Origin of the sequence: Nocardia jiangxiensis NBRC 101359 (assembly GCF_000308615.1) — a bacterium.
GTDB lineage: Bacteria > Actinomycetota > Actinomycetes > Mycobacteriales > Mycobacteriaceae > Nocardia > Nocardia jiangxiensis.
In genome coordinates this window covers 188,259-210,207 of record NZ_BAGB01000012.1, presented here as the reverse complement: position 1 = coordinate 210,207, position 21,949 = coordinate 188,259, and the positions used below count along the sequence as shown (strand labels likewise).

The 21,949-nt window shown below is 66.1% G+C and carries 19 protein-coding genes; 3 read left to right on the top strand and 16 right to left on the bottom strand.

From position 1 onward, the window contains the following. Window positions 1-2: 2 nt before the first annotated feature. Window positions 3-1,481 carry a type VII secretion integral membrane protein EccD gene (eccD, locus tag ON40_RS04150; RefSeq protein WP_040818584.1) on the bottom strand — a complete coding sequence of 493 codons (1,479 nt, stop codon included), beginning with the start codon at window positions 1,479-1,481 and terminating at the stop codon, window positions 3-5. A 216-nt stretch (window positions 1,482-1,697) separates the two neighbouring features. Here eccD and eccA point away from each other — a divergent pair, with 216 nt between their 5' ends. Beyond that, window positions 1,698-3,521, top strand: coding sequence for a type VII secretion AAA-ATPase EccA (gene eccA, locus ON40_RS04145; protein WP_040818582.1), 1,824 nt, complete (start codon window positions 1,698-1,700; stop codon window positions 3,519-3,521). An 85-nt stretch (window positions 3,522-3,606) separates the two neighbouring features. On the opposite strand, the gene eccB is transcribed toward eccA, so the two are convergent. After that, on the bottom strand, window positions 3,607-5,151 hold the full coding sequence (eccB, locus tag ON40_RS04140; RefSeq protein WP_051192660.1) for a type VII secretion protein EccB: 1,545 nt from the start codon (window positions 5,149-5,151) through the stop codon (window positions 3,607-3,609). Window positions 5,152-5,367: 216 nt separating this feature from the next. Here eccB and eccE point away from each other — a divergent pair, with 216 nt between their 5' ends. Continuing rightward, window positions 5,368-7,182, top strand: a complete 1,815-nt coding sequence (gene eccE / locus ON40_RS04135; RefSeq protein WP_083895387.1) for a type VII secretion protein EccE — start codon at window positions 5,368-5,370, stop codon at window positions 7,180-7,182. 379 nt (window positions 7,183-7,561) lie between these two features. Here eccE and ON40_RS04130 read toward each other — a convergent pair whose 3' ends face one another. The 10 genes from ON40_RS04130 to ON40_RS53865 all read right to left on the bottom strand — a co-directional run bounded on the left by ON40_RS04130 (window position 7,562) and on the right by ON40_RS53865 (window position 15,263). Then, window positions 7,562-7,858: a WXG100 family type VII secretion target gene (locus ON40_RS04130; RefSeq protein ID WP_040818580.1), complete on the bottom strand. Its 297-nt coding sequence runs from the start codon at window positions 7,856-7,858 to the stop codon at window positions 7,562-7,564. 76 nt (window positions 7,859-7,934) lie between these two features. Beyond that, window positions 7,935-8,213 carry a WXG100 family type VII secretion target gene (locus ON40_RS04125; RefSeq protein ID WP_040818578.1) on the bottom strand — a complete coding sequence of 93 codons (279 nt, stop codon included), beginning with the start codon at window positions 8,211-8,213 and terminating at the stop codon, window positions 7,935-7,937. Window positions 8,214-8,299: 86 nt separating this feature from the next. After that, a complete protein-coding gene (locus tag ON40_RS04120; RefSeq protein ID WP_040818576.1) occupies window positions 8,300-9,127 on the bottom strand; it encodes an ESX secretion-associated protein EspG in 828 nt (275 codons plus the stop codon). After that, the gene (locus tag ON40_RS04115; RefSeq protein WP_040818574.1) at window positions 9,127-10,128 is read right to left on the bottom strand and encodes a PPE domain-containing protein; all 1,002 of its coding nucleotides are present in this window, start codon (window positions 10,126-10,128) and stop codon (window positions 9,127-9,129) included. The genes ON40_RS04120 and ON40_RS04115 overlap by 1 nt, the downstream gene beginning before the upstream one ends. Next, window positions 10,129-10,455 (bottom strand): PE family protein, encoded by a 327-nt coding sequence (locus ON40_RS04110; RefSeq protein ID WP_040818572.1) that lies wholly within the window; start codon window positions 10,453-10,455, stop codon window positions 10,129-10,131. Window positions 10,456-10,489: 34 nt separating this feature from the next. Beyond that, window positions 10,490-12,025, bottom strand: coding sequence for a hypothetical protein (locus ON40_RS04105; protein WP_040818570.1), 1,536 nt, complete (start codon window positions 12,023-12,025; stop codon window positions 10,490-10,492). 5 nt (window positions 12,026-12,030) lie between these two features. Then, window positions 12,031-12,336, bottom strand: a complete 306-nt coding sequence (locus ON40_RS04100; protein WP_040818568.1) for a type VII secretion target — start codon at window positions 12,334-12,336, stop codon at window positions 12,031-12,033. A gap of 123 nt (window positions 12,337-12,459) precedes the next feature. After that, a complete protein-coding gene (locus ON40_RS04095; protein ID WP_040818566.1) occupies window positions 12,460-12,762 on the bottom strand; it encodes a YbaB/EbfC family nucleoid-associated protein in 303 nt (100 codons plus the stop codon). Window positions 12,763-12,808: 46 nt separating this feature from the next. After that, on the bottom strand, window positions 12,809-13,252 hold the full coding sequence (locus ON40_RS04090; protein ID WP_306305369.1) for a hypothetical protein: 444 nt from the start codon (window positions 13,250-13,252) through the stop codon (window positions 12,809-12,811). A gap of 37 nt (window positions 13,253-13,289) precedes the next feature. Then, window positions 13,290-15,263, bottom strand: a complete 1,974-nt coding sequence (locus ON40_RS53865) for an MIC19/MIC25 domain-containing protein (RefSeq protein ID WP_157186185.1) — start codon at window positions 15,261-15,263, stop codon at window positions 13,290-13,292. 355 nt (window positions 15,264-15,618) lie between these two features. Between ON40_RS53865 and ON40_RS04080 the strand changes: the two genes are divergently transcribed. Then, on the top strand, window positions 15,619-16,413 hold the full coding sequence (locus ON40_RS04080) for an ESX secretion-associated protein EspG (protein ID WP_040818562.1): 795 nt from the start codon (window positions 15,619-15,621) through the stop codon (window positions 16,411-16,413). A gap of 57 nt (window positions 16,414-16,470) precedes the next feature. On the opposite strand, the gene ON40_RS04075 is transcribed toward ON40_RS04080, so the two are convergent. The 4 genes from ON40_RS04075 to ON40_RS55400 form a co-directional block, all read right to left on the bottom strand. Further along, entirely contained in the window at window positions 16,471-18,111 is a 1,641-nt protein-coding gene (locus ON40_RS04075; protein WP_040818561.1) for a hypothetical protein, read from the bottom strand. Window positions 18,112-18,319: 208 nt separating this feature from the next. Then, window positions 18,320-18,613, bottom strand: coding sequence for a WXG100 family type VII secretion target (locus ON40_RS04070; protein WP_040818559.1), 294 nt, complete (start codon window positions 18,611-18,613; stop codon window positions 18,320-18,322). Window positions 18,614-18,649: 36 nt separating this feature from the next. After that, window positions 18,650-19,456 carry an ESX secretion-associated protein EspG gene (locus ON40_RS04065; RefSeq protein WP_040818557.1) on the bottom strand — a complete coding sequence of 269 codons (807 nt, stop codon included), beginning with the start codon at window positions 19,454-19,456 and terminating at the stop codon, window positions 18,650-18,652. Beyond that, a complete protein-coding gene (locus tag ON40_RS55400) occupies window positions 19,453-21,930 on the bottom strand; it encodes a hypothetical protein (protein ID WP_051192658.1) in 2,478 nt (825 codons plus the stop codon). Before ON40_RS55400 ends, ON40_RS04065 begins: the two co-directional genes overlap by 4 nt. Window positions 21,931-21,949: the final 19 nt, after the last annotated feature.

Sequence of the window (21,949 nt, the reverse complement as noted above, 5' to 3'; positions counted from 1 at the left end):
GGTCATATGTCGCGGGCCATCGAGTACACGCCCATGATCCACAGCACCAGCGGGATCACCAGCACGATCAGCAGATATTCGAACAACTCGTTCATCCGGCGCATGACCGGGGTGATCTCGATGTGCGGACCGATCACACCGAAGACGACCACCGCCGCGGCGAACAGCAACAGAAGCCCGGTCGAGATCAGCACCGCGCGTGAATCACCCAGCGCCACACCGGCTGCCGTCCCGACGAAGATCACCCCGCCGCCCGCGATCAGCGTGCCCGCCTGGGTCAGATCGGCGAAGGAGCGGCCGCGCAGAGCCAGGATGATCGAGGTGATCACTGCCAGCGCGATGCCCGGCCAGCGGGCATCGCCGCCGACCGGATCGGCCGCGGCGATCGTGCCGACGACCGCCGCCAGCGTGCAGCCCGCCATGATGCCGGTCTGATACGCGTTGGCCGCCTTGGCACGTCGGCCCAGTCCGATCGCCGAGGGCAGGGCCGTGGCGCCGATCGCGCCGATGCCCTCGATGGTCGGGCGCGGCTCGTGGTCGGCCGGATCGATCGCCGCGCCGGCCGTGGGTACGTGCGGCACGGGCAGCCGGGCCAGCACCGCGGACAGCCGCGGCACCGTGGAGATCACGATCAGCGCGCCCACCAGCATGCCCGCACCGATGCCGGGCAGTGCCACATCGCCGAACATCCGTACGGCCGAAGCGATCCCGCCGAACAGCGCGACGGTGATCGCCATGGGGAACAGCGTCGCGCCGATGCCGGTCGCGCGGTAGCCCACCGCCGCGGCCACCAGGGCCACCGAAAAGCCCAGCAGCAGATGGGGACTGCCCAGACCACCCGGTATGAAGAACACGCCGCTGGAGAACAACAGCACCAGCGACGCCAGCGACAGCCAGGTGCCCGCGAGCGTATCGCTGTAGCGGCGCACCGCGATCGCGGCGGCCACCATCGCCGCCACCCCGACACCGGCCGCGATGAATCCCGCGGCCAGACCGTTGACGTGCGATCGCCCAGCGGCCAACAGCAACATCGCCACGACAGTGGACAACACGGCGGCCACCAGGCCCGTCCAGCGGGCCGACTGCGCCGACCAGCCGCGGAAAGTGTCCGCGGTCAAACGCGATACCGCATCGATGACGTCGTCGAACAGCGCCGGAGTCTCCTTGGCGCCCACCGCGCGCAGGACGAGCAGATCGCCGTCGTGCACCTCGGCCTCGACCAGGGTCCGGCTCGGCGGGATCGGGTCGCGCCCGAGCCGCGCCAACGTCCAGTGCTGGGTCTGCAGCGGGCCGGTGTCGTCCTCCGCGTCCCCGACGTCCGGGTTGCGAGATTCGATCAGCGAGACCAGATCACCGATGAACGAGGCCACCGGGATCGCCGTGGGCAAACCCACATCCAGCTGCGTGTTTCCTCCGATTACCGAAACTCGGCAGAGCTCGGGTTCCGCGGCGGTCCGCCCGCCCGGCGATGGTGTCGTCATGAGGCCGCCGATCCCGGACCTACGGTAACCAACGGTGTTTCACACGACGATCTGTCAGCTGGCCGAACCACTTTCACCCCGTCAATTGCCTTCGCGTTGCGACCTCTATGCAGCGAACCCTAATGTATCGGACAGGTGAGTAGTGCGCGATCGGTAGGCTGGTCAGGAGAGATACGGAATGGGCCTTCACAAAAGAAAATTCGGGGTTCGAGTGTTATGACCAGCAACCGCCAAGCTCAACGCGCCTTCGACGCCGGCGTTCTGTCGCTGGGTCTGACCATCGACGGACAAGAGGCCACGCGCGATCTGGAGTACGCCAAGTTGGCGTTCCAGCGTGCCACCGAGTGGGATCCCACGATGTGCGATGCCTGGCTCGGACTGGCCGTCGCCGGTGAGATGACTCCCGAGGTGCTCACTCAACTGCAGAAGACCAGTAGCTCGACGCTCTACCGCGAGCAACGCCGATTGGGCCTGCGCCCACGCGAATTGGCCGGACGCTTCGTCACCGGCCTCTACATCGACTACCCGCTGTCGAACTACACCGAGATCTGGGTCGCCCAGGCCGCACAGCTGATCACCGCCAAGAAGTACGAAGAGGCCGAGCAGGTGCTCGACGAACTCGCCGAATTCCGTCGCGGCCAGGCGCCTGCCCCCGAAACCGAGCCGGACAACCGGATCTCCGCCTACGTACGCGGCGTGCTGCACTACAACACCCAGCGCTGGCCCGATGTGATGACCGTCCTGGCCGGTTCGGCCGAGTGGGACGATCCGTTCATGGCGGCGGGCGCGCACGTCATGGTCGGTTCGGCCTGTGCTCAGCTGGGCCTGTTCGGCGAGGCCATCCGCCGCATGGAAATGGCCGAGCACGGCCCGATTCCGGCCGCGCGCACCACGGCCATGTTCTGCCGCGGCCTGTGCCTGCGCGAGAACGGCGCCGAGGAGGAAGCGCAGAAACTCTTCGAGAAGGTGTACTCGCAGGCGCCCGATTTCGCCGCGAACACCGAGGCGATGCGCGATCGCACCTACCGGATCACCATCACCTCCAAGGAGACCATCGCCGCCCGCACCGACCGCTGGGACCCCGAATCGGCCCCCTCGATGCAGGAGCAGCAGGAGGCCGATTTCCAGGATCGCGCCAAGAAGATCCTGGACGAGGCGCGCAAGGAACTCGATCACCAGATCGGTCTGGTCTCGGTGAAAACCCAGGTCGCCCGGCTGCAGTCGAGTGCGCAGCTGGCCAAGATCCGCGCGGAGAAGGGCCTGTCGGCCAAATCGCGTGGCAATCACCTGGCGTTCACCGGCCCGCCCGGTACCGGCAAAACCACGATCGCTCGCGTCGTCGCCAAGATCTATTGCGGCCTCGGAATTCTGAAAACCGACAAGGTCGTCGAAGCGAAGCGAATGGATCTCGTCGGTGAACATTTGGGTAGCACCGCGATAAAAACCGATAAATTGATCGATAGCGCAATGGACGGTGTGCTTTTCATCGACGAGGCGTACACCCTGATCCAGACCGGCCTGTCCGGCGGTGACGCCTTCGGTCGGGAGGCCGTGGACACCCTGCTGGCCCGCATGGAGAACGACCGCGACCGGCTCGTGGTGATCATCGCCGGATACGACGGCGAGATCAGCCGTCTGCTGGCCGCCAACGACGGTCTGGCCTCCCGTTTCTCCAAGCGTCTGCAGTTCCCGTCCTACACCGCTGAGGAACTGGGCCAGATCGGCCAGGTGATCGCCAAGTCGCGCGACTCGGAACTGACCGACGGGGCCACGGCCCAACTGGTTGCGGCCTGCCAGCGGCTGTACGAGATGGAGAGCACCGATCAGAGCGGCCAGCCGCGTCGCGGGGTCGACATCGCCGGTAACGGTCGTTTCATCCGTAACGTCATCGAATCGGCCGAGGAGGAGCGTGAATTCCGGCTCGCCAACGATGATTCGCTGGATCTGGCCGACCTGGACGAGGCGGTGCTGATGCGTATCGAGGGGGCGGATATGCAGGCCGCGCTCGGGACCATTCTCGCCTCGCTCGGCCTGAGCTGAGTGTTCCCGAGCTGAGTGTCACTGCGGCTCTGCTGCTTTCGAGAGGAATCGAAAGCAGCAGAGCCGCAGGTATTTCGGGGGCGGCTCAGTTCGACGCGGTGGTGGTGTTCGACGAGTCGTCCGAGCCGGCCGCGCTGCTGGGCACGCTGTCGTAACTCTGCAACGCCGATGTCCGCGAGAGCGTCGGGCCCGGAACCAGCTGGCCCACGATCGCCCACGGCGCCAGATGCGGCGTCTTGCCCAGGCCCAGCATCTGCGCGGTGGCCAGATCCGGTATGCCGTACCGGACTCCGTCGTCGGTGATGTAGAACAGGCTGTCGCGGCGCAGGCTGCCCGCATCCATCCCGGTGGTCTGTACGAACTCACCGGTCATCGGCTTGACGAACACCTCGTCGACGTGGTCGCCGGTGCCGGACGAGGTGGCCAGCTTGACCGGATGCTCCGAATCGGCCAGCGGCAGTTGGGTTCCCAGGACCAGCGAAACCATCGCCTTGTCCGCCGGATTACTCGATTCGACCTGTTCGGTGGCCATGCCCGAACTCTTGTTCCAGTGCACGCAGGTCACCGGATCGTCCTCGGCGGAAACGATCTTCGGCACCTGCGTCGGGAACTGGTCCAGCTGCAGAGTGGTCACCACCGGGACGCCGTCGAGCACGTCCGGCGGCACCGTCTTGATCTCGCTCATGCCGTGTGAGTCGGCATTGCGGATCAGCTGCGCGACGAACGGTCCGATGTGCTGCACGCCGTTCTCCAGCACCACGTACAGATCCGAGGCACCGCCGCCATCCAGCGGCGCGACCGAGATCACGCCGCCCACAGGCACGTTCGACAGTTTGCCCGGCCCCGGATGACCGGCCTGCGGGATCGTCGGCGGAGCCAGCGCGGGCATCGGGACCGCGACGTCGAGCAGGCCGGTGCCGGTCGGCCGCGCCGGATGCGCGCCCAGGTTCAGGGTGCGGGCGACGACGGTATTGCTGGGATCGATCTCCGCGCGCTTGCCGTCGTAGAGCAGATAGGTCTTGTCGTCGTGGCGCACCAGCACCGCCTCGTCCGGGCCCGCGGTCTGCGCCCGGGAACCCAGCTCCGGCGGTCCGGCCACGACGGTCGTGGTGACCGCCGAGGAACTCGTCGCGCTGCCGCTCGCCGAGAGCGCCACCGACTCGCACATCGACCAGTCCGAATGGTCACCCTGCGAGGTCGCCGGCAGCGCGTTCGGCGCACCCGGAATGCCCAGCAGCGGACCGCGCGGATAGGACGACAGCTTGGAATCCTTGACCGAGGTGGGTGTTTCGGCGGTGCCGCTGATCAACCGGGCCGAGGCCAGGTTCATCGCGGGATGCAGGGTCTGATTGCCGGACTGATCCTTGACCAGTACGAACAGCGCGGCGCTGTCCTTGCCGACGATGATCGACGCCTTGCCGACCGAACCCTGCGGATGCAGCAGCGCCAGGATCACGCAACCGGCCACGGCGATCACGCCGAGGATGGCGCCGATGATCAGCGAACGTGATTGCGAGCGCATCGGATCGTGCAACATCCGCACATCGCGCCGGACCATCGCGTGGTCGAGGCGGCGCAACAGGAAGCGATAGCCATTGACCTGTGCCCGAGTTGTCAGCTGTGCCGGCACTGGATCTCCCTCGAACGGTAGGGCATCGGTCGAACGCGCGGGTGCGGCCGCCCATCGGTGGAGACTCCCCGCATGGAAAAGACTAAGCGGTTGCGCGGGCGGGACGCCACTCGCAGCCGGAACAGGTAACGTAATCCGCGAAACCGGCCATTCGTACCGTGCTTCCGGCCGTACCGGCCGGCCTGCAATGCGGCTCGTGAACAGATATGGGAAACGATGGTCGAAGAAGCGATCGTGTACACCGGCCCCGAGGAACCCGAATCCGGATCGCCGGACGGGCCGTCGTCGCAGAACGGCGGCGTGGGGCGCACCGGCCGTCCACCGGTCGCGCTGCATGATCAGGACTTCTGGCTCTTCCGGGATTTCCCGCTGCGCCAAGTGGTTCCGGTGCTACTGCTGGCCGCGGTCGCGGGCTGGATCGCCACCGCATTCCATCTGCGGCTGTACGTGATCATCCCGATCGGCGTCGCCGTGGCGCTGATCGGACTGGTGCCGCTGCGCCGCCGGCTGCCGCGCACACTCGCCGGAATCATCGGCGGGGCCATCTCCTTTCGCTGGAACCGGTGGCGGCACGATCCCAGTGCCGAGCCGCCCGAGGCGTTCGACGTTCCGTTGCCCGAGGGCGGCAGCTACGGCGTGCGCTGGGACGCGGATCGGCTGATCAGCATGCTGCGGATCGAACCGCCGCCGGACTCGATGACCTGGCTGCGCCCGGGTTCGCTCGGCTCGGTGCAGGAACTGCCGCTCAGCGAGATCGCCAACTGCCTGGGGCAATTCGACATCACGCTGGATTCGATCGACGTCATCAGCACCGGTGCGCGCACCGCGGGCAACGGCGCGGTCGCCTGGCTCTACGACCGCATCCTGGGCCCGCTGCCCGCGATCGCGCGGCGCACGGTGTGGCTGGTACTGCGGTTCGATCCGCTGGCCAATGCGCAGGCGGTGGACAATCGTGGCGGCGGCGGGGCCGGCGCGTTGCGCGCGGCGATCATCGCCACCCGACGCGTCGCCAACCGGCTCGCCGCGCGGGACATCACCGTCTCGGTGCTGACCGCCGGTGAGATCAACAGCGCGGTAAGGCAACTCACGCACGGCATCACCCCGGACCAGTTCACCGAATCGCCGAACACGCTCGAGTACGAGGGTCTGCACCTGACCAGTTACGCGATCGGGCGGGATCTGATCGCCTCCCCCGGTTTCGCGGATCTGTGGGCCGCACAGAGCCTTTCCACGACCATCACCGTGCGGCTGCGCCCGCAGGCCGTGCGCTCCGGGCAGGACGAGATCCGGCCGGGCATCGCACTGCACGCGCTGGTCCGGTTCGACACCCTGAGCAATCCGGCCGACCCGCCGGTGCCGGGCCTGCGACGGCTGCCCGGACAGCAGCTGCGCGCCTTCCTGGACAGCCTGCCCATCGCGGTGGCACCGGGAGACGCCCCGGAGGATTATCGCGGCCCTCTGGACGCGCTGGACGGGCTTGCGGTGCCCACCGCGGGATGCGGGCAGCTGATCGGCGCGGATCTGACCGGGCAGGGCATCGCGGTGCCGCTGATCGGTGAGGGCACACGGCATCTGGAGGTCATCGGCAAGCTCGACCTGGCCCAGCAGGTGGTGCTGCGGGCGATCGCGCTGGGCGCGCACACGGTCGTGCACACGGTGCGTCCGGATGCCTGGAACGCCATGGTCGCGAGTGTGGCCGCACCGCATTCACTGTCCCTGGCACCGCGTTCGGCGGGCGCCAGCCATCATCCGCCCGCACCCGCGATGCAGCCCGGAAGCTCTTATCCCACAACGACTGTCGTGGTCTTCGACGGGATCACCCCGACGGCGCTGCCGGGCGGAGCCACCATCCTGCACGTGCGCGAGCAGGACGGTCCTGAGAGTCCGTTCGACGTCGATGTCACCCTGCTGCAGGATCCCGCGGCGCCGAATATGATCACCGTCCGCACCGCGACCGATTCGGCGACGGTGCACATGGTCACCACACCCGACGAGATGCAATACATCGGGGAATCGCTCGCCACGCGCTGAATTCCGGTGACGCGGCGGGAATAGCGAAGTGCCGACGTTTTCCGAATCTGTCACGTATGTGAACGCTTCGCCACATATGTGAACGAAAAAGTCAGCGGCCGTTCAGGATTGTGACATCGCCGGGAAACCGTATCTCACACCCGATATTTCAGTGCTTGGAAGAATATCGATGTTCGCGCATCACCGAATGCGCACGGAATCACGAACCGGCGCACCCCGGCGTTACCGCGGACCGGATACGGCGGGGTCAGGTAATTATGCTGCCGGACAACAGAACAGGCCGCGCGAGGATATCGCGCGGCCCGGCGGGATAGACGAAACGCCGACGGCCGCCCGGAGGATCTACTCCGAGCGGCCGTTCGTGTAGCGCAACCGTGAATCAGAAGACCTCGAAGCCCTGACCGACGGCGGAGTCGGCGGACAGCGCGCGGTGCAGCGCCTCCTCCACCGAGTTGGACAGCTGGTCGAGCACGCCCAGGTGCTGGCTGAACTCGTCCGACCACTTCTTGTGCACCGAGTCGAAGCTGGACGACGCGTTGTCACCCTGCAGGGCGTTGTGGAACGCGGTGGCGTTCTGCTCGAGGTTCTGGCCCTCTGCCTTGAGCTGCGAACCCGAGTGGTTCAGGTCGTCGTACAGCGTGTTCATCGTGGCGGGGTCGTAAAGGATATCGCTCATGGATGTATCTCCTCATCGGGAAGTAATGGAGTGCGGCAGAATTGCCGCTGCGCCGGCAAGTGGCCGCAACGGATGATCAGGCGTTGCCCTGGTCCATCGACAGCAGCTTGTTCTTGCCGTCGATGACGGCCTGGTGCAGCGCGGTGAGGTTGGCCTTGAGGGTCTCGGCCTCCTCGTGCCACGAGTTGGCGGCCTTCACGAACGAGGCGTTCGCATCGCCGTGCCAGCCGGCCTTGGCCGCATCGGCGGCATCTTCGATCTTCTGAATGTGGTTACGGATGTTAGTGATCGAGGTGTCCATGTCGCCGGCCACCTTCTCGATGGCGGCCTTATCAAGACCAACTGCGCCTGCCATTTTCCCAACCTTTCATCACGGTTTACTGCTACTCGGAGATCGTCCGACTTCTTCAGAATAGAAGACTTCCGGACATATTTCAGAACTTATAGCCGCAGCCACCTTTCCCCGGGCAGCAACTGGATCAGCGCCGAAATCGCCTGAGCGATCCGGTGATCCGTACCCGGTGTGACCGTCGACCAAGACTGTTGATCGGGCGCCAGCGCCGGAATGGCGATAATCCGGCCGCGGCCGGTGTCGTACACCGCGACAGCACCCGGCGTCCGGGTGGCTATGCCGTCCTCGTGAGTGTAAGCGACGATTTCGGCGTAGGCATAACATGATTCGAAGGCCAGACCGAGAATGGTGGCCTCCCGATCGGGTACCCCGAGCGCATAACAGGCGTCGGCGTACTCGATGGCGGTGCTCGCCTCGCTGAGCCGCTCGCCCAGATCCTGTGACGGCACATTGAAATCGGGAATCTGTGCCGGTGCGCACGCACCGAGCGCACCGAACAGCGGACGCGCCAGCGAAGCGCCCGAACCGTCGGACCAGAAGGTCTGCAGCTCGAAATCGTCGCCCGTGCGCACCGCGATCGCGTGGTCTTCTCCCCTGCGCGCCAAGCACACTCGCACCACGTCGGCCGGGGCGGCGGTTTCGTCGCCGGCACGATTCGGCGGGACGCGATAGATCCGCGCGACCAGTTCGCGCTCGGGTTGTGCCAGCACGAAGAACGCCTGCGCCAGATCCGAACTCACCTCGCCGTAGGAGTCGAACACCCCGTCGTCGGTCAGACCGGCGACCGCCTCCTGCTGGGCGGCCTGCCAGTCGGCGTACGAATCATGGTGCGGTGCAACGGCAAGTACCAACGGCAGCGTCTGCACGCCGAGACGTTCGGCCACCGCGAACAGGCCGTCGTTGGTGAGCGTCGTCATCAGGCCGCCCCGGGCTGGGCGGTATCCGGCACGGGCTTCGCCGCCTGCTGCGGCGCGGCCGAAGAACCGCCGAGAACTGCCGGGGCACTGACGATTCCGTTGTCGAGGCCGACCGCGTCCGCACCCTCGACGGCGATTCCGGCGCGATGCTCGTCGTTCTGCAGGGCCGAACCCGCCGCCGCGGCCGGGGCGACCGCGCCCGGGACACCGCCGGCGGGGATCTGGCTCGCGCCGGTGGTCGCCGAGGCCGGAACGACCTCCGCGGCCTCCTCGGCCGTGGTCGCCGATTCCACGAAAGACGGTGCGCGATAAGCGGTCTTGACCGGCGGTGCGATGGCGAACGTCGCGGGATCGAAGCTCGGCGGCAACACCGGAACACCCTCTGGCTCGGGCAGTTTCGGCGCCTGGGCACTGGCCTGCTCGGCCGCCAGCGCCGTTCCGGCGCTCAACACCGGCGGATGATCCTGCACCCACGGGGTGGCCAGCGGTTCGGTGGCCGCCTCGTAGATGCGCATCACCCGAGATGCGGTGGCCTTGGCCATATCCGAATTCGTATCGGTGACCGCCGCGATCGCCTGGATCGGCGCGCCCAGCGAGATGCCGATCTGCTGCAACATCTGCTGCGCTTCCAGAATCGCCTTGATATCAGCCATATTCGGCATCGTCAGGCGGGCGAGCTCATTGGCCGCGGCGTGTTCCTCGGCCTTGGCGGCATTGGCGGCCGCCGCCTGCGCGGCGCCGGCCAGCCAATCACGCAGCGCCGAAACACGGTCGTGCACACCGGCACTGGTCGCCGACTGCCACGCACCGCGCAGGCTGACGATGATCGCCTCGTACTCGGCCGCCGCAGCCCCGAAGGTGGTCGCCAGACGGGACCAGGTGGCACCGGCCTCGGCCATCGGAAGCGGACCGGGGCCGGTATCGAGATCGCGTGCGAGCTGGTCGGGTTCGCGCGCCTCCCAGACGACCCCGGTGAAACCGGGCTGCGGTGGCTCGATCATCTAGACCGACCGCGCCTGCTCGATCCCGGTGCTGTTCTCGCTCTCGACCCGGCCGAAATGCGTGACCTGAGCCCGCAGCGAGGCAGCCATCTTCTGCAGTTCGAGTACGCCGGCGTCGGCACTGGTGGAGAACGAGCCCCCGACCTCGTTCATCGTGTGGGCCGCACGCACGGAGACCTCGTCGGCCCCGGCGGCCGGTACGGTCAGTGTGGGCTTGCTGGTCTGCAGCTCCTGCTGCAGGCGCTGGGCCAGTGCGTCCAGGCGGCCCGCGGCGTCGGTCGCGGCGGCCGGGCTGAAATAGAGCCCGTCGAATTTGTTGTCTGTCATGACGATCCCTCCACAATTGGTTTCCGCTGCACCATCACAACGTCAATTCTTTGTCGGGTGGCGCTTCCACGGCCCGCACGTAGGCCCCGACCACTGGCAGCGTCGCACCATTGAGATCGCCGACGACTTCATCGCCGTTAACCCCGGTGACCAGATTGCTGTTCACGCCGCCATCGGCATCGCCCGCGCCGCCGATGCCCCGGGCAGCCGCCGCGGCGGCGCCCGCACCGGCCATCGGCACCATCGGGCTGGTGGCGGACATCGGCGTCGAGGTCGCCACCGGCTCGGCCGCCAGCGCCTCGGCAGCCGCGGCACCGCCGGGGCCGAAGGTGGATCCACCGGCCAGTTGGGTGCCGATGTACGGGGTGAGCGGCGTCGCGGGAACTGCGGCGACACCGCCGGCCCCGCCGCCGCCTGCGGCGGAGGAACTCTTCGGATCCGAGCCCTTGTACGCACCCAGCGCGGTCTTGTCCGCCGAAGCCGAAGCGGCCGTGGGCGTTGCGGACACACCGGGGATGAGCGTCTTCGCCGCCTCCCCCAGCTGTGTCGCCGATTGCACTCCGGTGGTGAGCAATTGACCCACCGGCGAGATCATCTGCATGAGCTGCTGCAGCTCGCTGGTGGACGAACTGGACGAGGCTGCCGCGGTATCCGCGGCGGTGGACGCCTGGGACGCCGCGTTGACGCCGGTCGGTGTGGAACTGACCTCGACCTTCTGACCGGCCTCGGTCATGTTGGCCGAGTGGATCGTCAGCTCCACGCGCGTCTTGGTGATGACCGCGAGCGCCTCGGCGATGGCCTCGGCGGTCTCGGCGACCATGAATGCCGCGCCGCCGGGCACCGACAGGGCCGGTGCGGTGAGCGCCATCGTGGTCATGTACTTGCCCATCACGGTCGCCATCAGCGCACCGCCGGTGAAGACCGAGGTCGCACCCGCGCCGAGAATTGCCTTCTGCCCGGTGCTCTGGGTGGCCAGCTGGCTGCCGGACGCCCGCGCCTGCGCACCCGTCGAGGCCGCCTGCTGCGCGCCCTGGCCCTGCCACATCTGCATCACCACCTGCAGCGCCGACATGCCGAGTTGCATGGCGGTCTGCAGACCGGTAGTGATCGCCGTGAGTACCTGGGTGGGATCGACATTCGGCTGCGCCGCGGTCGGCGAGCCCGGTGCGTTGTTGCCCGCGGGCGCGCCCGGCGTCGCGGGCTGCGGCGCGGCGGCCTGCGGCTTGCTCGCCTGTGGTGCTGGCGAATTGTTCTGTGCCGCAGGGTTGTTCACCGGATTGCTGGTGGTCGGCGCGGGAGCCGGAGCGACGCCCACCGCGGGATGCACTCCCGCGCCACCGAACTGGCCGGTGCCGAAACTCGAGGCCATATCCGTCAGCGGCCGGACGATCGCCGTCAGGTCGATCACCGGCATCGGCGGCAGCCCCGGTAGGGGCGGCAGCGGCGGAATGGCAGGCAGCTGCGGCAATCCCATGCTGTGCAGGATGTGGCTCACCGGCTGATCCATCATGGGCGCCAGTGAGCTACCCCGCAGCAGTTCCGAGATGCTGGGGTCGATCGGCGCGTTCATCGGACTCAGACCGAGCCGATGTGTGCGGCAGAGTCGTCGTCGGTGAGCTGATAGTGGTCCGCGGCCGTGAAGGCGGCCAGCGCGGTGCCCGCGTGCACGGAAGCCAGCTCGTTGACCGACGAGATGTGGTTGGCCTGCGCATAGGCGAACGCCGCCAGGAAGTCCTGGCCGATCAGCCCGAACACCGGCACCGCCGCACCGACCGTGGCGGCCTGATCGACATTGCCGACCGTGGCGATGGTCGTCGCCATCGACGCCGAGGACGCACCGTATCCGCGGATGGCATCCGGGACTGTGACAAAAGGCTCCATTGTAAAAAACCCCGATCCGGTGACGAAAATCCTTACTTGCCATCAATGGTAAGCGGACCCGCGCTCATCGCGCTACGCAATTGCTGCCCTCGAGTCTCGGGGGCCTGGCCATGGGCCAGAAGTTCACCAGCTTGCAACCTCGTCATTGAAGGTATTGACCAGATCGGCACGTTCGGCAAAGGCTTGGCGCGCAGCGGCATACGAGGTAGTCACCAGAGTGCTCTCGAACTGCTCCGGCGTCATCCGCGAAATCGACTCGGACAGTTGAAGATCCACGATCGCGCCGTTGCCGTCGACCTCGACGGTCATCGATTCGTCCGGCGCGGTCTCGCGGGCGCGCACGCCGGCCATCTCGTCACCGAGGTCACGCAGCCGGTACAGCCGTCGGCGCACGCTGGCCTCGAGCTCGTCCATCGATTCGTACATGACGCTCCTCACAAGGGTTTTCGTCGCTCGAACAGGCCGAACCGTCTCAGACGGACCGCAGCCAGCTCTCCGGCTCGGTCTCGTACTCGTCCTCCTCCAGGAGCTCGCTCTGCGCGACCTCCGCGGGAGTGGGCAGCCCCATCCGGCGCAACGCCTCGGGCGCGACCCCGGCCTCCTCGAACTCCGCCCGCCGCGCCAGCGCCGCACGGTTGGCCGCCTGTTTGCACAGCCGCAACACCTCGGCCGCCAAAGCCTGTGGATCCCGCCGCAATTCGGCTGGATCGACCGAAATCCCCAGCGGCAGACCCTGTTCGGTGGTCCACACCGAAATCGACCCGGTCCGGTTGGCCGCGGTCCACTCCACCAGCTCCGGTTGCGCCTGCTCGTCGACCGGACTCTCCTCGCCCGAATCCTCGCGCACCGGCTCCTCGCCCAGAATCCCCTCGCCCACAACGGAATCCATCTCGAAACCCGAATCGTCGGCGCTCATATCACAATCCCATCAGCTCGTACGGACCGGTCGAGAGTCACTTCTCGACAACGGGTTTGGCGACGGTCGGCGCATTGCCGAGCGCGTCGTCGAGCCACTCCTCGGAGTCGAGGAATTCGGCGCGCTTGCGCTCCTTGTCGTTCTGGCCACCGCGTTGCGCGGCTCCCATGGGGCTCATGGCCGGCATACCCATACCGCTGCCGCTGGTGGACAGCGCCGACTTCACTTCCCCGCTGAGGGTCTCGCCGAGCGCGGAGGTGAGGGACGCGCGCGGGAACAGCTTCGCCGAGGCCTGTCCGACGGAGGAGAACGGCGAACTCGGGCCGCCCTCGCCCCCGCCGCCACCGCCGCCGCCCAGTCCGTTCAGTGCCGACTTCTCCAGTCCGGCAAGGGCGGAAGAGGCGGGGGTCTCGAGCTCGCTGGCCAAATCCTTGAGCTGGCTCTGCTGACCCTGCTGCGTCCCCAGCTGCAAGAACTGCTGCGCCGCTTGCATTCCCTGTTGCAGGAGCTGCTGCAGCGCCTGCTCCATGGTCTGGACGATCTGCTGTTCCTGCTGCTGTTGCTGTTGTTCCTGCTGCTGCTGTTGCTGTTCCTTCTGTTGCTGCTCTTGCTGTTTCTGCTGTTGTTCCTGCTGTTTCTGCTGCTGTTCCTCTTGCTGCTTCTGCTGCTGTTCCTGTTCCTTCTGCTGCTGCTCCAGCTGCTTCTCGTAGGCACTGCTGGGTCCGGGCGTGGAAGGAGTCGACGGAGTCGAAGGCACGGAGGGAGTCGACGGCACGGAGGGCGTGGAAGGAGTCGACGGGGTCGAGGGCTTCGACGGCTTACCGGGCGTGCCGGGTGTGGACACCTGGGGTTTCGGAGCAACCTGAGGCATCAACGGAACACTGTCGCGCGAGAAATTGTATCCGTTGACGTAGAAGTCGTTCCATTTGTCGGCCGCGATATCCCGAAGCTGCCGAACCCAGGTCGGGAGATAACCGTACAGCGTGATCCAGTCGTCTTCGGTGTACTGGGGAATATACGGTTGCAGACCTCGTAGCCAACCTGTCGATATTCTCAGATTGTCGCCGATGGCCGTCATGGCGGTATGAAGTTTGGCCAGCTCACTACAGTACCTGGTAATTGCCGCCTTGGCCTGCTGCGCAGATTCTCCTTGCCAAATGGTTTCGGAGTTCTTGCCGTTGATGGCGCCGCCGGTATCCGATTGAAAGTCGCTCAACGCGTTGGCCAGCAAACTCGCACCGCCGTACCAGGTGCCCACAGCGTCGTCGATCCCGCCGATGTTCGCGGCCACGAAATCGTAATGCGCCTTCATGAGCTTCAACGTCAGCATGTGACCGTCTTCGGGAACATACGAATTGGACTTGTCCAGATCGGTGCCGATCTCGCCCTTCAGCGCATTGATCTCCGTTTGACCGCCGAATTTCGCGTCGAATTTCTTCGAGCGGCTTATGGTCACCAGTCCGTCGGCACTCTGACTGTAGCCCATGTTGAAAACAACATCCGCCGCATCGCCGTAGGTCGAAGCTCGGGTTTTCGTATCGAATTTCTGATCCGCCGCGTCTTTGTCGGAAATACCGCTGTAGTCCAGCTGCGTCCAGGTATTGTCCTGACTGAAGGTGTGTTGATCCTTGAAGCCTTGCTTCAACACACTTTGATCCTGGTATTTCGCGATGACACCAGAAGTGGTGCGATCATCGTCGACGATGACCTTACCGGCATTGATGAACAGTTCGGCCAGGTTGGAAACCGTGGTGTAATGGCTCTTGATGGAGACGTTCTGGTAGTCGTCCGCAGCCTTCTTGAATTGATCCGCCAGCTTGGAACCGGACGGCTCCGAACTGAAGGCAGGTATATTGTGCGCGTGCGCGATACCCCCCTTGAGCTGGTCGAACGTGTACAGCAACGTACTGCAGTATTCGACCAGATTGCTGGCGATGGAATTGTCGAAGCTGAATGTCCCACCCTTGGCCTTGTCCGTCAGACCATTGAGGATGTCGTCGATCTCACCCACGTGCTCCACCCCGTCTCGTGCTCATCCGCCCGCCGGTTGCCGCCGACCGCTCGCGCCCGATGATCATGGCTTGTCGACACCTCTCGATCCAACGTCAGCTCGTGAGCCCACGCCGTAACCATCCTGGCACGGTTCGGCAGCCCTCGCACGCCACCGAAAAGACCGGCACGCCGTCGGATCTCGTTCTCTTCTCCCTCCCGGATCATCTCATGAATCGGTTCGGAGGTCACCCCCGTTCGGTCGGAGTGCGCGGCGATGCTGGGTATACGCTGTGAGCCAGGGAGGACCGGATGAATACGAATGATCATATGGGCGACGAGCAGGTGAGACCGGCCGAGCGACCGGGTGTGCGGCGATGACCAGAACATGGAAACTCGGCGAAGCCGAATTCTTCGTCCTGTGGAAGGACCATACGGACGACATCATGCCCCTGCCGTTCTCCTACACCTCGCGTGCCAAGGTCTCCGCGGATTTCGCCATCGAACTGGCCGAAGCCAGGGCTACCCTGCGGGAGAAGATGGACCAGTCGCTGGAGGATGTCGTCCGGTCGATCATCGAACCGGATCTCTATGTGACGGTGACCGGCTGGGACGAGGCCGATCCATTGCGGTTCTCGGAGGAAATCCGGGTCATGGCGACCCGGCGCGGACCACAGGGCTACCTGCTGACCCAGGCGCCCGGAGATTCCTTCTGGCACGGTGGTGGATATTCCATCGTCGAATGCGATCCGCTGCTGCTGGCGGACGAGGCGGTCGCGATCCTGCCGGAGATGCCTGCGGGTAAGCGCGGACAAATCGTCCTGACCGACGACGAGGCCGATCTCGACTACGATTTCGGCAGTTCCGCGGTTGAGGACACCTTCACCGACACCGAATATGTACACGCGAAGAATTTCCTCGAAACAACTGCCGTACATGCGGGACAGATCATCGTGGCACAGGGACCGTCGATGTTCGGTCCCCGCGGGCACACCGAGCACACCCTGAAATGGCGGGACATCGAGGACGACGGTCGCTATGCGATCACCGACGAGCATCCGCCGGTGGCGATCCCCGCCGATGCCGGGACCCTGAAGTCGTTGATCAACAACAGGATTGCCGATGTGGTCCGGGTGATCAAGGAGGAGCGGAGCTACAACCGGGAGCAGTGAACCGGCCGGTTCGGCGCGGCCGGGCAGTCCGTACAACCGATGCCCGGCCGGCACCGATCAGATGCGCAAATCGGCTGCCGCACCCGTTTGTCGCTGGTGGAAACGTTCCTCGAAACCGGTGGCGTACACCGACGGTGCGGTCGAGGAGGACGACTGTTCGATGACTCCGTCGTCGGCGATGTAGAAGATCGCGCGGCCGATGGCGATCTCGCCCTCGGGGACCGGGACGAAGACCATCCAGCCCACGTTCAGGCGCTCGGCGACCAGGTCCTCGAGCGGGTAGTTGGTGGTGTCGATGCCCAGGCTCAGGATGTGCTCGCGCACCAGGGCGATGGCCCGATCCTGGGACAGCGCAACGGGATCGTCGGTCACCAGGCCCGCCAGCGACAGCTGGTAGAGCGCGCCGTCGATATCGTCGGCGGGGTCGTCGAACAGGGCGGTCAGGGTTTCGCGGGTGACCACACCGGCCTCGGCGGCGGCCACCAGATTCACCGCGGCGGCACGCTGGGCGCTGCTCGGATCGTTGCTCACCACACCGCACACCACGTCGGCGACCGTGTCGGCGGACCACACGCCGGGGATCGCGGCGCTGATCTTGTCGGAGGTCGGCGATTCGCCGCGGTACCAGCCATCGCGGTCCCACCAGTAGCAGAACGACATCAGACCGCGCGCCGCACGCGGGTTCAGGACCTGGTTCGCAACCCATTCCGGCGCACCGGAATACAGATCCGGCATCGGTTCGCCGTCGTTGTACGCCGCATCCAGCGCGGGAGCGTCCCAGACGCCGCCGGACAACACCGCCCGCCCGCCCGGCAGGATGTACAGCGTCGAACCGCTACGCGAGGAGCCCTCGAAAACGCCCAGCGCGGGCAGCACCCGCGGACCCCAGTCGGAACCGATCGCGACGAAGGCCGCGGCGATCGTGGCCCAGCGCGACCAGAACACCGGCAGCACCGGGAAGTCGTCGTAGGACGGCACCGGGACGACGCCCGCCTCCTGCTCCGCGCGGGTGTTCTGCGCGGCCTGCTGCGGCGAGCGCCACTGCCGGTTGTCGTGCCCGACATACGCGGCCAGCCACACCGGCACCCGCTCGCGCGGAAAGGCTTGCAGGTCGGCCAGATACGCGTCGGGGACCAGCATCTGATCCTCGGGGAACGGCTCGTCGCCGTAGTCGTAATCGGCCTCGACGTGACCGGCGACGTCGAGCCGGATCTCCATCCGCCACCACGGGCCGTCGCCGAGCTGCGCGGAAACCTCGCGCTGCATCTGCACCAGATCGATGATCTCCGAGGACGGTTCGCGCCGGGCCACCCGATCGGCGTCGTCGTAGTACAGCGTGTAGGTCACCCCGCCCGCGACGGTGATCGCGAAGTACGCCTCGAGCCGCTTCCAGCCTTCCGGACCGGCAACCGCGAGTTCGCGCGCGATGGTGTGGGCGAGCTGGGTCGCCTGCTGCTCGATGGAGGAGGGTTCCTCGGCAGCGGGCTGCGGTACGGGCCTCGACTCACCGGGCACCTCCTCGTCCACGAGCGAGATGTCCAGCGGCGCTTCGGCACCGGCCTGCGGTGTGGGCGTGGCACTCGCGTCGGCGGACGGTCCGGCGGCACCGGGTGTACCCCCGCCCAGGAGACCGCCCAGGCTGAAGGTGACGTCGGGGGCTTCCTGGCCCTTCGACGCTTCCTCGTGCGGATCGGTCATGTGCTCGAACCCTCCTCAGTGCCGCAACGGCCTGCCTCATCACGGACAGGGGCAATCATGCCGTGTCACCGGCCGTCACGCTATTCAACGGTATCGCCGATCGATGCGAACGACGAGCCAATATCTCGAAAACGGCCGCGGCCGAAAGGGCAAGACCACATTTCCCGGGGTTCGGGCCGGACGAGGCGCCGACCGGCCCGAACCGGAACTAGTGGTCCATATCGTCCATCTTCTGCGCGGCGTCGGTCATGCCGGTGCCGAACTTGCCGAGCGAGACGACCATATTGTCCGCACCCTGCACGAGGTTCTTGCTGGAGTTGGTGTATCCGCTGTCGCCCTCGGTGAACTTGTTGCCGTAATGGTCGTGCCCCCAGGGAAATCCCTTGGCGTTCAGGCCGTTCTTCAGGGTCGTGACGATCGTGGTGACCCGACTGGTGACATCGTTCATCGTTCCCGCGGCCTGCCGCAGTTTCGCGGTGTCGACTTCGACCGGTTTACTCATCGAATTCTCCCTCTCTGATCGTCATCGGTGACCGCATTACCAGCGATCCTCGGGACGTCCACTTTCCCAATGGGTATCGAGCCGCTCCATCAAATTGTCGATCTGCTGCTGGATCTTGTTCGCGAACGCGTTGCGACCGATGCCGACGGCCACCGGCGAGTCGTCCATGTTCATCACGTAGCGGCCGTCGCCGATCACATCGCGCCAGAGCAACTTGGTCTCCTGGATGCCGCGCGGGCCGAATTTCGAACGGCCCTGTACGACGCGCAGCGTCCCGGTCTTGCTGGCGGGCATGTTGAAGAACTTCGTGGAGGCGACGGCGGGCGGATCCTCGTCGTCGTCCTTGAAGAAACTTCCGCCGCCGTGCCCGACGTGCTCGGCCGGATCGATGATGATCGGGGTGCTGGACAGACTGCCCGCCTCGGTCGGCGGCAACGACCTGACCACCTCGGATGCCAGACTGCGCGGATCACATTCGGTGACGATGTATCCGTCGGTGTGCCAGTACGTCTTTCCGGGCTTCTGCTCGAATTTGAACGCCTGCGCGCCACTGCGCGCGAAATGGATGTAGATGTTCTTCTTGCCGTTGTCCATATCGCGCTCGTCCCAGCCGTGCAGCCGGATGTAGATCTCCGGGGCGCACATGACGTCGATCATCGAGTCCCAGGACGGATCCCATTTCGCCCGCAACTCCTGCCAGACATCGGCTTTCAGCGCCGCCGACTTGTCGATCGTCATGTGCTCGTCGAGCGTCCAGAACAGCGGGTCCGGCATTTCGCCACCCCGGTACTTCTCACAGAGCACCTGGAATTCGATACCCGTGAAGGTCCACGACAGGCTCACGGCTCGATCACCGGCCTCACCTTGTCGACCGGATCGAGGATCTCATCGAGATTCGTTGCGCCATCGAGGTATTTCGCCCGCTTGTGTTCCTTGTTGCTGTTGGCCTGCTGACTGCCGCCCATGGGTCCGGGCATACCCGGCATGCTCGGCCCGTTCGCGGAATTGGACGGGTCGAGGGCATGTTCGGTGGACAACGGCGTATCGGAGCCGGCCGCGCGCGGGAACAGTTTCGACACGTCCGGCGAACCGTTCGGATCCAGCGCGGCGCCAACGGCATTCGAGATGTCGTGCCCGGCTCCGCCGAGTGCTTCCCCGGCCTGGGTCAGGCCCTGGCCGAGGCTGCTCAACGCGTTGTTGAACATGCCGGGCACACTGGCCAGACCGGAGGTCGCGGCGCCCAGCAGCGAGGGCAGCAGGCCCGAGAGCGCGCCGCCGAGGGTGTTGCCCAGGCTGTCCAACCCGGACAGCGCGCTGTACGGGGACGCGCCCGACAGGCCCAGCGCGTTCTCGGCGGCCAGGTAGCCCGCCGAGTAGCCCGCTTCGTAGCCGGCGGCGTAACCCGAACCGCTCAGGCCGTACGAACCGTAACCGTAACCACTGCCGTAGCCGCTGCCGTAACCGTAGGAGCCGTACCCGCTGCCGTACGCGCCACTGCCGTAACCGTATCCGGAGTAAGCGCCCGAGTAGCCGATACCCGAGTAGCCACCGAGCCCCGAGTAGGCGCCGATGCCGGAGTAGGCGCCCAGACCGGATGCGGCCGCCAGGCCCGCGGAGTAGCCGGCCATGTACGCCGAGCCCATGGCGCCGGTGTACCCGCCCGCATTGCCGCCGCCCTGGCTGCCGCCACCGCCGCCGTACGCGCCGGCACTCGATCCGGCCCCGCTGTAGGCGCCGTAGGGACTGCTCGCGCCGTAGCTACCGGCGCCACCGCCGCCGTAGCCGCCACCGGTGCCGCCGCTGCTCTGTCCTGCGCCGGTGCTGCTGCCGGCGCCGTAGCCACTGCCGTAGCTGGAGCCGGTGCCGCCGGTCGAAGCACCACCGCCACCGCCGTAGCCGCCACCGGTGCCGCCGGTGGAACCGCCACCGCCACCGCCGGTGGAACCGCCACCGCCGCCGCCGTAGCCGCCACCGGCGGCACTGCTCGCAGCGGCCTGGGCCGCTGCGTAACCCGCGGAGTACCCCGCACCGTAACCGGCGGAATAGCCCGCGCCGTAACCGGCGGAATACCCTGCGTTGTAACCGGAATCGGCGCCACTGCCGTAACCGCTGCCGTAGCCACTTCCGTAACCGCTGCCATAACCACTACCGCTGGCCGCACCGCTACCGCTGGCCGCACCGCTACCACTGGTAGCACCGCTGCCGCTGGTAGCACCGCTGCCGCTGGTGTCACCGCTGCCACTGTTCGAGCCGCTCGAGCTCGTATTTCCGGTGCCCGAACCCAGAACGGTGATGTACGGCAGGGCTTTCATCGCGTTCTGGATGCCGACCTTGTAGTCGTTGTTGTACGCGTTCAGGGCCTTCTTGCGCCACTTCTCGATACGGCAGTGTGCCGCACCCGAGTCCGCGGCGGTCACCGTGGGCATCTGGTCGAAGGTGGCCTTGAGGAAGCCGCTGGTGTACTTCAGGACCGAGGACAGTTCGCTGATGCTGTTGCTGAACGCCAGCGCGCCGTTCTCGAAACGCTGCACCGCGGCCATGGCCGCGGTCGCTCCCGTGCCCGTCCACATGTCGCCGGTGATCTTCGACAACTGCTGGGTCACGGACGTGAAGCTGTTGCCCATCTGCGTGGCCAGCCACCCGTAGCGGACGCTCGCGGCGTCGGTATTCCAGTCACTGCCGATCATCGACCGGTCGAAGTAGTAGAAATCGTCGTAGGTCCACGAGCTGGCATCGTTGATCTGCACCGTCTGACCGGTGTCGTGGTTCAGCGGAGTCGTGGGCGCGTCCGGCATATCACCGCTGCCCACCGAGAACTGCGAGGGGTCCGGTGGATTAACCGTCGGATCGCTCTTCAGCGCGGCATTACTGATGCTGGTGAAGTCGTCGACCGTCTGCCCCTCGGTCTTCTGATAGGCCTTGAGCGCCGCGATGAACGTGTCCTGCATATTCGTCAGGATCTTCTGCAGGCCCTCGATCCCGGTGAGGATCGTGGTGCCCTTCTGGTTGTAGATGTTCGTCAGCTGGGGACCGGCCGGGTCCAGCGCGTAGTTCGTGATGGGCTTGATGGCGTTCAGCTGGTTGTCGGTGATGTACTTGTGGTACGTGTCCAGCTGCTTGATCAGCTCGTGAATCGCCGCGGCACTGTCCTTGAACACCTGGAAGTCGGCGCTCATACCCTTGTCGGTGTTGAGCGTCAGGCTCGGCGGATCGTTGCTGGCCCAGTTGTGCAGATTGGTCCAGTCCGTCGAATCTTGGGGCGTCGTATCTCCAGGGCCACCGGTGGTTGTACCGCTGGTGCCGGTGCCGTCAGCCATCTGCTTCCTACTCCCTCAT